This is a genomic window from Sphingomonas zeicaulis, assembly GCF_050433225.1.
GTDB lineage: Bacteria > Pseudomonadota > Alphaproteobacteria > Sphingomonadales > Sphingomonadaceae > Sphingomonas_D > Sphingomonas_D zeicaulis.
Window position 1 is genome coordinate 56,733 of record NZ_JBNPXQ010000006.1, and the last position, 12,432, is coordinate 69,164.

Consider the following 12,432-nt stretch of genomic DNA (forward strand, 5'->3'; position numbering starts at 1 on the left):
GATGAGCCTGATCGACCCGCTGCTCCAGCCCTTCACGCTGCGCGGGCTGACGCTGCCGAACCGCGTGCTGATGGCGCCGATGACCCGCTATCGCTCGCCGCTGGGCGTGCCGACCGCCGAAGTGGCGCGCTATTATGCGCGCCGCGCCGAGACCGGGCTGGGGGCGATCCTGACCGAAGGCGTGGCGCTGCCGCATTATGCGGCGGCCGATCATCCCGACATCCCGCGCATCGACGGTGTCGAAGCGCTCGCCGGCTGGAAGGGCGTGATCGAGGCGGTCCATGACGCTGGCGGGCGGATCATCCCCCAGCTCTGGCATCAGGGACCGATGTGGAACGTCGAATATGCCGGCACGGGCACCGGCAATCCGATGCGGCCATCGGGCATCTGGGGGCCTGCCGACGGCACTATCTCGTTCCGGGAGGACGGACGCGCGCAAAGCCTGGCGCCCGTGCCGGCGATGACCGACGAGGATGTCGCCGACATCATCGGCGCCTATGCGCTCGCTGCGCGCAACGCTGTGGCGCTCGGCGCGGACGGCATCGCCATCCACGGCGCGCACGGCTATCTGATCGACAGCTTCCTGTGGGCCTATACCAATCGCCGCGAAGATCGCTGGGGCGAGCGCGCGGCGTTCGGCGCGGCGGTGGTCAGGGCGATTCGTGCCGAGGTGGGCGAGGCGCTGCCGATCGTGCTGCGCTTCTCGCAGTTCAAGATGCAGGACTATCGCGCGGTGCTGGCGGACACGCCCGACGCGCTCGGCGCGCTGCTGGGGCCGCTCGCCGATGCCGGCGTCGATTTGTTCGACGCCAGCCAGCGCTTCTTCGATACGCCGATCTTCGAAGGATCGCCGCTCAACCTCGCCGGCTGGGCAAAGGCGCTGACCGGCAAGGCGTCGATGACGGTGGGCGGCGTCGCGCTCGCCAAAGCGAGGGGGAGCGCGAAGCATATCGACGACAGCCAGCAGTCGGTGAACAATCTGCCGCTGCTGATCGCGCGGTTCGAAAGGGGCGAGTTCGACCTGGTGGCGGTCGGGCGCGCGATCCTCAACGACCCCGACTGGTTCGGCAAGGCACAGCGTGACGAGCCCTTCCTGCCCTTCGACCCTGCCAATCTGGAGCGCTTGGCGTGAGCGATCTCGCGGCGCGGATCGACCGGATGGAGTCGCTGGCGGCGATCCAGCAGCTTCCCATCCGCTACGCGCTGGCGGTGGATGGCCGCGACCTCGACGCGTGGGTCGATCTGTTCGTGCCGGACGTGAATTGTGGCCGGCGCGGCAGCGGCCGCATCGTGCTGAAATCGATCATCGAGACGGCGGTGCGGACCTTCTACCGATCGATCCACCAGATCTGCGGCCATCGCGTTGAATTCGACGATCCCGATCACGCCCATGGCGTCGTCTACTGCCGGGCCGAGCATGAGGATGCCGGCAAATGGGTGGTCATGGCGATCGCCTATTTCGACACCTATGAGCGGCGAGACGGCGACTGGTACTTCGTGCGCCGGCGCGAGAAGCACTGGTACGCCGCTGACTGGCAGGAACGGCCGGCGGCACCCTTCACCGGATGGGCCGCGCATGACGACCCGCCAAGCCTGCCGCAGGCTTTCGAGAGCTGGGATCCGTTCTGGGCGGCGGAAGACAAGGACCGGCTGGCCGCGCTGACGGATATGCCGACGGGAGAATGCGAATGACGGGCAGGGGGCGTTTCGAGGGTCGGTCGGTGATCGTGACCGGTGCGGGATCTGGCATCGGCGCGGCGACCGCGCAAGCCTTCGCGCAGGATGGCGCGCACGTCACGCTGGCCGAGCTCGACGCGGGCAGGGGTGAGGCGGTCCGCGACGCGATCCTGGCGCAGGGCGGCACAGCGCTGTTCGTGCCGACCGACGCGACCGACGAGGATGCGGTGCGCGCCGCGATCGCGGCTGCGTGCGCCGCGCATGGCCCGGTGCGGCATGCCTTCAACAATATCGGCATGTCGCGGTTCGGTACGCTTGAAAATATGAGCCTGGAGGACTGGAACTGGACGGTAACGATCTCGCTGACCAGCGTGTTCCTGGCGATGAAGCATGAGATCCCGGTGATGAAGGCGAATGGCGGGGGCACCATCGTCAACACGGCGTCAATGGCGGCGCGGCTCTATACGCCATCGTCGCCGCCGTCCTATTCCGCGGCGAAGGCGGGGGTGGTGCATCTCAGCCACTATGCGAGCTGCGCCTATGCCGCCGACGGGATCCGGGTGAACAGCGTGCTGCCCGGCCTCACCGCGACGCCGCTCATCACCGACATGTTCACGGCGGAGCAGCAGGCGGAAATCGCGGCCGAGAACCAGATGATCCACCGGGCGGTGGATCCGCGCGAGATCGCAGCGGCGGTGCTGTTTCTCTCGAGCGACGAATCGGCGATGATCACCGGCCGCGGCATCGAAGTGTCGGGCGGCCGCGCGCACGGCAGCTGAACGGCGCGGCCGCGAAGGGCGGTCACGCGCGCTCGAAGATCGCCGCTGCGCCCTGGCCGCCACCGACGCACATCGTCTCGAGGCCGTAGCGCGCGCCGCGGCGCTGCATCTCGTGCAGCATCGAGGCGAGGATGCGCGCACCGGTCGCCGCAATCGGGTGGCCGAGCGAAATGCCGCCGCCATTGACGTTGAGCGCCTCGGCATCGTTCCAGTCCCAGCCCTTGAGCACACCCAGCACCTGCGCCGCGAAGGCCTCGTTCAGTTCGACCAGGTCGATCTGGTTCCAGCCGAGCCCGGTCTGGTGGAACAGCTTCTCCACCGCCGGCACCGGGCCGATGCCCATGACGCCGGGATGGCAGCCCGCGACCGCATAGCCCACGAACCGTGCCATCGGCGTCAGGCCGAGATCCTTCAGCCGCTCCTCGGATACGACGAGGCAGGCGGCCGCAGCGTCGTTCTGCTGGCTGGCATTGCCGGCGGTCACCACGCCTTCCTTCAGGATCGGCCGGAGCGTCGCCATGCTTTCGGCCGTGGCCTCGGCGCGAATGCCCTCGTCGCGGCCCACCACCACCTCGCCCTTGCGGGTCTTGACGGTGACGGGGACCAGTTCGTCGGCGAACCTGCCGGCCGCCCATGCGGCGGCCGCGCGCTGATGGCTGCGCGCCGCATAGCCATCGGCATCGGCGCGGGCGATCCCATAGTCGCGCGCGACATTCTCTGCCGTCTCGATCATGCCCGAGATTCGGCCGAAACGCTCCTCCGGCTGCGAGCGTTCGCGCTGGCGGTCGAGCCGGTCGTAGAGCGTGCTGTTCCCCGCGCGCATGCCCTTGCGCATGCCCGTGGTGTAATATTCGACATTGCTCATGCTCTCGGCACCGCCCGCGACGATGACATCGGCCATGCCCCCCTGGACCATGGCGGCGGCCATCGCCACGGCGGTCAGCCCGCCCGCGCAACGCCGGTCGAGTTGCATGCCGGGAACCGTGAGCGGCAGGTCGGCGGCGAGTGCCGCCCACCGTCCGATGCTCGGCGCCTCGCCATTGGCATAGCTCTGGGCCAGGACGACGTCGTCGATCGCCGCCGGATCGACGCCGCTGCGCGCGACGACGGCCCGGATCACCGCCTCGGCCAGCCGCTCTGCCGGAACCTCCGCCAGCGCGCCGAGATATTTGCCGACGGGCGTGCGGACGGGCGAGACGATATAGGCGGTGCGCATGGATGAGAGCCCCCGATGGCAAGGATGACAGGGGGGCAGCCTATAGGCACGCGCGCTTCGATTGGCAGGAAGCAGGATGAACCATCACGGTGCTGATGGTGCGGCGCAGCGGTTCGACGCGCCTTGGATACCGGCTATCGTCCTGCCCTGGTCGATGAAGGGAGCGTGATTGGAATGCGCAGGATCGAGCGACGGATCGATGTCACCGCGGCTGCGCCGCAGCTGGGCGCGCGCGTGGAACTGGCAGTCTCCGTCCATCTGCCCGATCCAGCGGCGCTGCCCGATCGACCGATAGCCATTTTCGCCTGCCCGGGCGGCGGCTATTCGCGGCGCTACTTCGAAATGCGTTTCGAGGGGCATGAAGGCTATGACGAAGCCGAATGGCATGCGGCGCGTGGCATCATCCATGTGACCATCGACCATGTCGGCGTCGGGGAAAGCACGATTCCCGACTTGTCGCTGATCGACTTCCAGACGCTTGCGGCGACGCATGATGAGAGCGTGCGGCAGATCGCCGGGGCGCTGCGCGCCGGCAGCATGGCTGAGGATTTTCCCGCCCTGCCGTCGCTCTTTGTTGTGGGCATGGGTCAATCGATGGGCGGCGGCGTCACCCTGCTTGCCCAGGGGCGCTTCGCGACCTTCGACGCCGTCGCCCCCTGCGGCGTCAGTGCCATCCACACCGCTTTGCCGCAGCGGCAGTCCGACCAGTTCGAGCGGGGCAAGGCGCGATTCGACGCGGTCGCCGATGGCCGGGTGACGAGCCATCTCGAGGCCGACCATGAGGGCGTGGACTATCTCTACGCCTTCCATTGGGAGGATGTGCCGGCGGACATCCTGCATGAGGATATGAAGGGCGGCTATCCGATCCGCCAGACGTCGCCGGCGTTCGGAAGCCTCACCATCCCGCATTGCGCGGTGCAGATGATGCTGCCGGGCGCCTTCGCTGACGATGCCGCACGGATCACCGTGCCGGTGCTGATCGCCAATGGCGAGCGCGACACCTGTCCCGATCCGCATGCGGAGGCCGCGGCATATGGGGCGTCGCGCGACGTAAGTGTCTTCATCGTGCCGACCATGGCGCATATGCACAATTTCGCGTCTACGCGAGCGCTGCTGTGGCAGCGGCTGCATGACTGGTCGCGGATGGTGTCGCGCGCAGGATGAGGGCAGCAGCGCGCGCGTCGTGGCGCTCGCGTGCCGCGGCTCACCCGCTTATTCGAACGCGTCCATCCGGAACCAGCATCGTTCCTGGCTGGCGCGTTCCACCGCCTCGACGACGCGGTGCACCGCCGCCGCTTCGGTGAAGCTCGGGGACCCCTCGCTGCCGTCGCGGATCGCCTGGACCATGTTGGAGAACATCCAGTCCATCGCCACGAAATCGCGGGGGCCGCTCTCGCCGCCGATGGTCCCGGGCACCGCGTAGAAGGCGGGGTCGATCGCCACCTCTGCGCAGGTCCGCGCGCCATAGGTCAGCAGGCGGGCGTCGCCGGCGAACAGCTTGGCGGACATGAGGTTGCCGAAGCTGTTGTCGACCAGCAGCAGCCGGCCCTTCTCGCCCCAGATCTCGACGCGCCACCCCTCGGTGTCCGGCACGCACCAGCCGGCCTGGAGGCTGCCGATCGCACCATTCTCCAGGCGCAGTACGGCGCTGCCCAGGTCGTGCGTCTCCGGCCGCAGCACCTCGCCATTGGGCAGGAACCATTCGGGCACGCCGGTGGTCAGCATGCCCGTCGCTTCCGCCACGGGGCCAAGCAAGTGGGTGAGGAACAGCAGCGAATGTGTCGCGAAATTGCGCCATGCGCTGCCGCCGCTGCTCTTCTCGGCGAGCCAGTAATAGGGATCGGTGTGCTCGGAATAGGCGCTGTAGGCATAGGGTTTGCCCTCATGCTCGACGAGCGGCAGCATCAGCTGGACGTTGAATCCGAGTGGCCGGCCGAGGAATCCGTCCTCCACCATGCGTTTCATCTGCTGCGCCGGTGGCGACCAGCGGAATTGCGCATCGACGGTGCCGACCACGCCCGCCGCGGTCTGGGCATCACGCATCGCTTCGGCATCGGCGAGGCTGACGGCGAAGGGCAGCGCATCATAGACATGCTTGCCGTTCGCCAGCGCAGCCATCACCATCGGGAACCGGAACGAAGGCCGGGTGCCGACGTCGATGATGTGAAGCTCGGGATCGGCCGACATCTCCGCATGGTTCCAATAGGCCTTGGCGATCCCAAAGTCGCGTGCGGCCCGCTCGGCGGTTTCCTGGCGGGAAGTACAGATCGCCGCGACCTCGACGCCGTCGATCCGCCGCCAGGCAGCGCCATGGACCTTCAGGCTCCAGTTGGCGCTGATGATACCGACCTTGAGCGTGTCCGCCATGCCCATCCTTCTCCCGCACGATCGCCTGACGCAGTAAACCAGCACAGCCCTGCGCGTTCACTAGGGCTGGAAAGGATCAGCCCTGTGATATGCGCCGCATCGCCAGGTGGGCGTGACGGGGCCGGCGCAGGGGGGCACTCGGGTCGGTCGGCCCCATGCCGGCCCTCAGGCCAGCGCGTGTTCCACCCGCGCGGGCGCGCCGGGCACGCCACGTACGCCGCGGACCAGCCGCCCGGGCAGTTCGCCCGTCGCTTCGCCGTTGCGATAGGTGATCTTGCCGCTGACGATCGTTGCGACATAGCCTTTCGAGCGCTGCGACAGGCGCTTGCCGCCGGCGGGCAGGTCCGCTTTCACCTGCGGTCGATAGAGCAGCATATTCTCGAGATCGAGGACGTTGATGTCCGCCTTGTAGCCGACGCCGATCACTCCGCGGTCGCGCAGGCCCACCGAATTGGCCGGCTGGCTTGTCAACGCCTTGATCACAGTCGGCAGCGCCAACCCGTCGCGCCGCATGCGCCCAGTCAGCATGTAGGTCGTGTAGGCCGCGTCGCAGATCATGCCGTAATGCGCGCCGCCGTCACCCAGAGCAATGATGCTGTTGTCCTCGCCGATGAGGTCGCGCGAGCGATCGAGATAATCGGTGACGCTCGACGAATAGGAGCAGAGGATGGCACGGCCTTCATCCTCCAGCAGCGCGTCGTAGATCGCTTCGCGGGGGGCGACGCCGTCGCGCTCCGCCTGTGCCTGGATACTGTCTTCCGGGGCGAAATTATAATCTGCCGGATCGGTCAGGCGATAGAGCGCGGTGATCAGTCGCAGGAGGCCGACGAAGGCCGGGTTCGGATCGTCCGGCTCTTCCGCGATCAGTCTCGCGCGCAGTTCAGGGTCGCGCATCCGGGCGACCTTCTCGGCGAGTGGGAGCTTCGCGATCGCGCGGTAGCTGGGATTGAGCGAGAAGGGATGGAAACTCAGGTCGAGGCCGTAGAGCACACCCATCGGACGCGGCATGAACTGGCAGCGTATGTCCAGGCCATCCGATTTCGCTTGGCGCACCCCGTCCACATAACGGCCCCAGTTCTCCGGATTGGAAGCCATCCAGATCAGGCTGAAGGTGACCGGCACGCCGGTCTGCTCCGCGATCGCTCGAAAAATATCCAGTTCGGTCCGGGCATCATTGTCGAGGTTGGGATTGCACTGGAACACGCCCGCGCCCGCATCCTTCAGCCCTTCGGCCAATGCCAGCACCTCGTCGAGATCGGTGGTGACCGACGGGGCCAGCGCGCCGGACCGGAACCGGTGGAACAGGTTGCGCGAACTCGCGACTCCCAGCGCACCGGCCTGCACCGCCTCGCGGACATGGCGGCGCATTTCTACCAGATCCTCCAGCGTCGCGGGCTCGAGATTGGCGCCGCGCTCGCCCATCACGAAGACGCGCAAGGGGCTGTGCGGGATCTGCGTCGCGAAATCGACATCGCTTTCGCGGGCTGCCAGCGCATCGAGATAATCCGGAAAGCTTTCCCAGTTGAACGGCACGCCTTCGGCCATCACGACTTCGGGAATGTCCTCCACGCCCTCCATCAGCTTGATCATCAGTTGATGATCGCCGGGGCGGACCGGCGCGAAGCCGACGCCGCAATTGCCCATAACGACGGTGGTCACGCCATGGTTGGACGAGGGGGCCATGCGGCTCTCCCACGTGATCTGGCCGTCATAATGGGTGTGCACGTCGACGAAGCCCGGCGTCACGGTGAGGCCGGCGGCGTCGATCTCGTTCCGCCCCCCGGTCTCGATCGTGCCGATTTCGGCGATCACGCCATCGCGCAGGCCGATGTCGGCGACATAGGGGACGGCGCCCGTGCCGTCGACGATCGTGCCGCCGCGGATCACGACATCATGGAGACTGCTGGTCATCTCGATCCTCTCGATGGGCGACTCATTGGTCGCTAAATAGTAAATGCTATTTATCTTGTGTTTCAGCCGAAAACAACGATAAACGTCGAATGCAGGGCCTTTCCGATTCCGGCGGAGGGCGGCCGCCCGCCGCCCAGCGCCGCATTCGCCGGACAACGGCGGAAATTCGTGCGCTCATTCTGGAGGCGGCGCGCGCGCTGTTTGCGGAGCGCGGCTATGCCGGAGCCACGACCCGGCTGATCGCGACGCGTGCCGAGGTGGCCGAGCCGCTGATCTTCAACAATTTCGGCAGCAAGGCGGCATTGTTCGCCGAAGCCGTGATCGAGCCGTTCAACACCCGCTTCAGCGAGTTCCTGGCGGCGAGCGACACGCTCCCGCCCGACCGCGAGCAGCGCAATGCGCATTTCGTGAAGACGCTCTATCCGTTTCTGCGCGACCATGCCGATCTGCTGCTCGCGCTGGTGAAGTCGAGCGGTGAGATGGAGCCAGCGTCGCTGCATGGGCTCGACGATTATTTCGCGCGCGCGGTGAGCCGGATGCGATCGCAATATGAAGCGGCCGGCTGGCAGTTCGACATCCAACCCGAGCTCATCGTCCGCTACGCCTTCGGCCTGCTGGGGGGGGCGGTGCTGTTCCGTGACTGGTTCTTCCCGGGCGTGGCGCCGGACGAAGGCGAAGCGGAAGCGGCGCTCGCCCGCATGCTGTTCAAGGCGACCGAGCCGAGAGGCGCCTGAACCAACACATCACATGGCCGAATTGACCGCGGCCGATCTTGGCCGGTCCCGTTGGTGCCGCCATGATCGGCGCGAACAGGAAGTGACATGGACAGGATAGACTTCAACGGGCAGGTGGCAGTGGTAACGGGCGCGGGTGGTGCGCTTGGTTCGGCCTTCTGCCGCGCGCTTGCCAGCCGGGGCGCGGCGATCGTCGCGAACGATCTGGGCGGCGCGCCGACCGGGCAGGGGGCGTCGACCGGCTATGCCGACGCGATCGTCGCGGAGTTGCGGGCGGCCGGCGCGCGCGCGGTGGCCAGCTATGACAGCGTTGCGACCGCAGCGGGTGGACAGGCGATCGTAGAGACCGCGCTCGCCGCCTTCGGCCGGGTCGATATCGTCATCAGCAACGCCGGCAATCAGCGCAACGGGGCGTTTGGCGAATTGAGCGAAGAGGATATCGAGGCGGTCTATGCCGTGCACGCCAAGGGCGCCTTCCACGTGTGCCAGCCTGCCTATCGCGCGATGGTGGGGCAGGGCTATGGGCGCATCGTGCTGGTAAGCTCGCAATCGGGCATCTTCGGCAACCCGTTCCGCGCCAATTACGGGTCGGCAAAGACGGCGCTGATCGGCCTGATGAACGTCATCGCGCAGGAGGCGCCGGCTGGCATCGCCGTCAACACGCTGTTCCCCAACGCGCAGGGCGGGCGGCTGGGCGGCACGCCGCTGTCGGAGCGGCCCGATATCGATTTCCTGAAGGCGGCCGGCGATCGGACCCGTCACTTCGTCGAGGGGATGCAGCCCGACTTCGTCGCCGCGCTCGCCTGCTACATGGCGAGCCGCCAGTGCGATCGCTCGCAGGCCATGTACTCCGTGCTGGGCGGCAAATATTCGCGGCTGTTCGTGGGGCTCACCGAGGGCTGGTACCGCCCCGGTCCCGACGCGCCCGATTGCGACGATATCCTTCGGCACATCGATCGGATCGACGATCGCAGCCGCTACGACGTGCCGCTGAGCGGTCTCGACGAGATGGATACGGTTCTGAAGGCTCGCGCGGCGCTCGGGCTCTGATGCACGCAAGCGCCGCCCCCTGCTCCGAACACGAGCCTCTGGCCACGCTCGAGATCGCCGCCGACATCCTTCGGCTGGTCGAGCGGGGTGATGGCACGTTCCGCACAACCGGCGGCCGCAGCAATCACAATGGCACGATCTTCGGCGGGCGGCTGATCGCGCAGTCCCTGGCCGCCGCGACCGCCACAGTGGCGGAGATGCCAGCGACGTCGCTGCATGCCTATTTTCTGGCGGCGGGGCAGGTCGACCAGCCGGTCGACTATCACGTCACCGCACTGCGCGACAGCCGCCGCTTTGCCAACCGCATGGTCGAGGCGCGACAGTCAGGCGTCACGCTGTTCACGCTGATGGCGCAGTTCCATGCTGCTGAGGAGGGGTTCCTGCATCAGCATGCGGCGATGCCCGATGTCCCGCCGCCCGAGGCGGTGATGCCGCTGCAAGCCTATGTGCTGCAGAACGAGGGGCGGATCGATCTGTCGGCGATCCGCAACTTCAAGGGCGCGACGCCGATCGAGATGCGTCCCGTCGATCCCGACCGCTATTTCCTGCAGCGCAGCGAGGGCAGGCGCGATTTCTGGTTTCGCCTGCCCAGCGCCGCCGCGATCGCAGAACCGCGACTGCAGCAGTGCTTGCTCGCCTATGCCAGCGATTATTGGCTCGGCGGCGTGTCGGCGATCCCGCATGTCTTCCCCACCAACGGGCGGGAACTGCTGATCTCCAGCCTCGACCATGCCTTGTGGTTCCATCGGCCGGTGCGCTGCGAAGACTGGCTGCTCCATCATACCATCAGCCCTGCTGCCGGCGACGGGCTTGGTTTCGCGCGCGGCCAGATCTTCGACCGGCACGGCCGGCTTGTCGCGTCTAGCGCGCAGGAATGCCTCCTGCGCCGCCTGTCGCCCTCATCAGATAGGTGAACATTCGCCGCGCGCGGAGCGGCGGCCCTTGCGCGGCGGATCGCGTTGGCGGCTAGTGCGCCGAAACCATCGATGCAGGAGAGGTGGGTATGAACCCTGACACCCAGGCGTTCGAGAGCACGCAAATGTCCCCCGCGATCGGCTCGGTCGTGCGCGGTCTCGATCTATCGCGCGACATGTCGGCAGGAACGATGCGCGCGCTGATCGATCTGCTGCTCGATCGCGGCGTCGTCGTCATACCGGGGCAGAGCCTTTCGGCCGTAGACTATGTCGCGTTCGGACGCTTCTTCGGTCGTCCGCTCGAATTCTTCATTCCCGAGCACCGCAATCCCGATCATCCCGAGATCATCCACATCAACAACGATCCCGCGACGCCGCCGGTGACGCGCGATGGCGCCGTGCACTGGCATTCCGACAGCAGCTACGAGACCGAGCCGGGCGCTGTCACCATGCTCTACGGCAAGGCGGCGCCGGACGAGGGCGGTGAAACGCATTTCGCGAGTACGTCCGCCGCCTATGAAAGCCTGCCGGAGGCGATCCGTCAGCGCATCGACGGCATGATTGCCAGCCACGAACTGGGCCGCGCGCCGTGGATCGCGGGCGAGACGCAGCCCGATCCCAATCGGCCGCGCCGCACGACCGATGCGCCGGACCACCCGCTGGTGATGCGCCATCCCATCACCGGGCGGAAGGCCATCTTCACCTCGGGCACCGCCTACGCGATTCATGGCGTCGAGGAGAATGAGGCGACCGATCTCATCCGCTTCCTCCGCGAGCATATCGTGCGTCCCGAGCACCGCATCAGCTACAAGATTCGGACCGGAGACATCGTGCTGTGGGACAATTTCGGCACGGTCCACTGCGCCTCGCCCATCGAATATTCGAACGAGCCAGGCAAGCGCCGGCTGCTCCACCGCATCAGCACGAAGGGCATGCCGGCGTTACGCGCCGCTGCCTGAGCGGAGAAGACGATGACACAGGACGACGACATCCTGCTTGATCGTGCGGAACCAGGCATCTGCGTCGTGACGATGAACCGGCCTGACCGTCTGAACGCGTTGCTGCGTGAGACCGTCGCGCGGCTGAACGCCGCGTTCGACGTGCTTGCGGCTGATCCGCAATGCCGCGCGGTCATCATCACCGGTGCCGGGCGCGGCTTCTGTTCGGGGCAGGATCTTGCCGCGTCCGACGCACGCAACCGCTCGGGTGGCAGCGGCGTGATCGAAAAGCTGCACTGGCAGGAGCAGTTCGCCGGCATGGGCGCGCGCATCCGGGCGATGCCGCAGGTCGTGATCGCGGCAGTGAACGGCGCCGCGGTCGGGGCGGGGATGGCGATCGCGCTCAGCGCCGACATCCGTATCGCGACGCCCGCCGCGCGCTTCCTGGTCGCTGCGGTACGCATCGGCCTGACCGGCGGCGAAAGCGGCCTGAGCTATTTGCTGCCGCGGCTGATCGGCGCCTCGCGCGCGTTCGACATCCTTTTGACCGGCCGGCCGATCGATGCGGACGAGGCGGAACGGATCGGGCTCGTGCGCTCGATCAGCGCGCCGGCGGACCTGCTCGCCGACGCGCGCGCTTATGCCCGGTTGGTGCTGGCGAACAGCCCCTATTCGATCGCCCACACAAAGAAGCTGATGTGGGAAAATCTCGATGCCGGCTCGTTCGAGGCCGCGGTCGCGGCGGAGAACCGCACCCAGATCCTCGGAACCATGACGGAGGATTATGCCGAGGCGACCGCCGCCTTCATGGCCAAGCGACCGCCCCGGTTTTCGGGACGCTGACCG

The 12,432-nt window shown here is 67.1% G+C and carries 12 protein-coding genes; 9 read left to right on the forward strand and 3 right to left on the reverse strand.

Annotation, left to right across the window (positions count from 1 at the left end; all coding sequences use genetic code 11):
* Position 1: 1 nt before the first annotated feature.
* From FHS96_RS18845 to FHS96_RS18855, 3 genes are read left to right on the forward strand one after another with little or no spacing between them, the layout of a single operon-like run.
* Positions 2–1,132 (forward strand): NADH:flavin oxidoreductase, encoded by a 1,131-nt coding sequence (locus FHS96_RS18845; protein WP_429595128.1) that lies wholly within the window; start codon positions 2–4, stop codon positions 1,130–1,132.
* Positions 1,129–1,692 carry a nuclear transport factor 2 family protein gene (locus FHS96_RS18850; RefSeq protein ID WP_429595131.1) on the forward strand — a complete coding sequence of 188 codons (564 nt, stop codon included), beginning with the start codon at positions 1,129–1,131 and terminating at the stop codon, positions 1,690–1,692. The genes FHS96_RS18845 and FHS96_RS18850 overlap by 4 nt, the downstream gene beginning before the upstream one ends.
* Positions 1,689–2,456 (forward strand): SDR family NAD(P)-dependent oxidoreductase, encoded by a 768-nt coding sequence (locus FHS96_RS18855; RefSeq protein ID WP_429595134.1) that lies wholly within the window; start codon positions 1,689–1,691, stop codon positions 2,454–2,456. The genes FHS96_RS18850 and FHS96_RS18855 overlap by 4 nt, the downstream gene beginning before the upstream one ends.
* A gap of 22 nt (positions 2,457–2,478) precedes the next feature.
* Here the strand turns inward: FHS96_RS18855 and FHS96_RS18860 are convergent, their stop codons facing one another.
* Positions 2,479–3,672: an acetyl-CoA C-acetyltransferase gene (locus tag FHS96_RS18860; RefSeq protein ID WP_429595137.1), complete on the reverse strand. Its 1,194-nt coding sequence runs from the start codon at positions 3,670–3,672 to the stop codon at positions 2,479–2,481.
* 174 nt (positions 3,673–3,846) lie between these two features.
* Between FHS96_RS18860 and FHS96_RS18865 the strand changes: the two genes are divergently transcribed.
* The gene (locus FHS96_RS18865) at positions 3,847–4,836 is read left to right on the forward strand and encodes an alpha/beta hydrolase (protein ID WP_429595140.1); all 990 of its coding nucleotides are present in this window, start codon (positions 3,847–3,849) and stop codon (positions 4,834–4,836) included.
* A 48-nt stretch (positions 4,837–4,884) separates the two neighbouring features.
* Here FHS96_RS18865 and FHS96_RS18870 read toward each other — a convergent pair whose 3' ends face one another.
* Both FHS96_RS18870 and FHS96_RS18875 read right to left on the reverse strand, forming a co-directional pair.
* Positions 4,885–6,039 carry a Gfo/Idh/MocA family protein gene (locus FHS96_RS18870; protein WP_429595143.1) on the reverse strand — a complete coding sequence of 385 codons (1,155 nt, stop codon included), beginning with the start codon at positions 6,037–6,039 and terminating at the stop codon, positions 4,885–4,887.
* 165 nt (positions 6,040–6,204) lie between these two features.
* On the reverse strand, positions 6,205–7,950 hold the full coding sequence (locus FHS96_RS18875) for an N-acyl-D-amino-acid deacylase family protein (RefSeq protein WP_429595146.1): 1,746 nt from the start codon (positions 7,948–7,950) through the stop codon (positions 6,205–6,207).
* A gap of 89 nt (positions 7,951–8,039) precedes the next feature.
* Between FHS96_RS18875 and FHS96_RS18880 the strand changes: the two genes are divergently transcribed.
* The 5 genes from FHS96_RS18880 to FHS96_RS18900 all read left to right on the forward strand — a co-directional run bounded on the left by FHS96_RS18880 (position 8,040) and on the right by FHS96_RS18900 (position 12,429).
* Complete coding sequence (locus FHS96_RS18880; RefSeq protein WP_429595149.1) at positions 8,040–8,684, forward strand: TetR/AcrR family transcriptional regulator; 645 nt, start codon at positions 8,040–8,042, stop codon at positions 8,682–8,684.
* A gap of 87 nt (positions 8,685–8,771) precedes the next feature.
* Positions 8,772–9,734 carry an SDR family NAD(P)-dependent oxidoreductase gene (locus tag FHS96_RS18885; protein WP_429595152.1) on the forward strand — a complete coding sequence of 321 codons (963 nt, stop codon included), beginning with the start codon at positions 8,772–8,774 and terminating at the stop codon, positions 9,732–9,734.
* A complete protein-coding gene (locus FHS96_RS18890; RefSeq protein WP_429595155.1) occupies positions 9,734–10,648 on the forward strand; it encodes an acyl-CoA thioesterase in 915 nt (304 codons plus the stop codon). Before FHS96_RS18885 ends, FHS96_RS18890 begins: the two co-directional genes overlap by 1 nt.
* Positions 10,649–10,737: 89 nt before the next feature.
* Entirely contained in the window at positions 10,738–11,607 is an 870-nt protein-coding gene (locus FHS96_RS18895) for a TauD/TfdA dioxygenase family protein (RefSeq protein WP_429595158.1), read from the forward strand.
* Between the two features lie 12 nt (positions 11,608–11,619).
* Positions 11,620–12,429: an enoyl-CoA hydratase/isomerase family protein gene (locus FHS96_RS18900; protein WP_429595161.1), complete on the forward strand. Its 810-nt coding sequence runs from the start codon at positions 11,620–11,622 to the stop codon at positions 12,427–12,429.
* Positions 12,430–12,432: the final 3 nt, after the last annotated feature.

Excerpts from the sequence above, each read along its gene's own strand:
- FHS96_RS18895 (WP_429595158.1), top strand. The coding sequence starts at position 10,738 with ATGAACCCTGACACCCAGGCGTTCGAGAGCACGCAAATGTCCCCCGCG.
- FHS96_RS18855 (WP_429595134.1), top strand. The coding sequence starts at position 1,689 with ATGACGGGCAGGGGGCGTTTCGAGGGTCGGTCGGTGATCGTGACCGGT.
- FHS96_RS18865 (WP_429595140.1), top strand. The coding sequence starts at position 3,847 with ATGCGCAGGATCGAGCGACGGATCGATGTCACCGCGGCTGCGCCGCAG.
- FHS96_RS18875 (WP_429595146.1), bottom strand. The coding sequence starts at position 7,950 with ATGACCAGCAGTCTCCATGATGTCGTGATCCGCGGCGGCACGATCGTC.
- FHS96_RS18845 (WP_429595128.1), top strand. The coding sequence starts at position 2 with ATGAGCCTGATCGACCCGCTGCTCCAGCCCTTCACGCTGCGCGGGCTG.
- FHS96_RS18890 (WP_429595155.1), top strand. The coding sequence starts at position 9,734 with ATGCACGCAAGCGCCGCCCCCTGCTCCGAACACGAGCCTCTGGCCACG.
- FHS96_RS18900 (WP_429595161.1), top strand. The coding sequence starts at position 11,620 with ATGACACAGGACGACGACATCCTGCTTGATCGTGCGGAACCAGGCATC.
- FHS96_RS18870 (WP_429595143.1), bottom strand. The coding sequence starts at position 6,039 with ATGGCGGACACGCTCAAGGTCGGTATCATCAGCGCCAACTGGAGCCTG.
- FHS96_RS18885 (WP_429595152.1), top strand. The coding sequence starts at position 8,772 with ATGGACAGGATAGACTTCAACGGGCAGGTGGCAGTGGTAACGGGCGCG.
- FHS96_RS18880 (WP_429595149.1), top strand. The coding sequence starts at position 8,040 with ATGCAGGGCCTTTCCGATTCCGGCGGAGGGCGGCCGCCCGCCGCCCAG.
- FHS96_RS18860 (WP_429595137.1), bottom strand. The coding sequence starts at position 3,672 with ATGCGCACCGCCTATATCGTCTCGCCCGTCCGCACGCCCGTCGGCAAA.